Source organism: Gilliamella sp. Pas-s27 (genome assembly GCF_009795865.1).
Classification (GTDB): domain Bacteria; phylum Pseudomonadota; class Gammaproteobacteria; order Enterobacterales; family Orbaceae; genus Gilliamella.
The window spans coordinates 1-339 of sequence record NZ_WTEW01000132.1 but is presented as its reverse complement, the minus strand read 5'-3'; the positions used below and the strand labels follow the sequence as shown (position 1 = coordinate 339).

Here is a 339-nt window from a genome sequence, read left to right as displayed (position 1 = left end):
GTGCCGTAATACTTTAAAGTTAAAAAAGTAACTTTCGTTAACATAGACTTTACCCGTTTTACGGTTAAATATAATGGGACTGCCAAGACGAGAGAAAGCATTTTGGTAAAATTCAGGAATAGTTATGTATAAAGAAGCACAACAAGTAATAAAGCCAATTACCCCCATTATTGTTAGTTTGTCACCAATTTCAGAGTCATTGAACCAGAAAATCATTATAAAAGAACCAACAGTTAATATATTTAACAAAATAATAGCAACAAAATAAAGGCAAGCATAAAAAATCTGATCATTGAGATCCTGACGAATAAAGGCACAGTAGTTATTATTGGCATAGCT

Annotated in this window: 1 protein-coding gene; it reads right to left on the bottom strand. The window is 31.3% G+C overall.

The window, feature by feature from the left end:
- Positions 1-339: DUF6708 domain-containing protein (locus GQ589_RS12015; RefSeq protein ID WP_202115122.1), on the bottom strand; the 339-nt coding region annotated here is incomplete at both ends.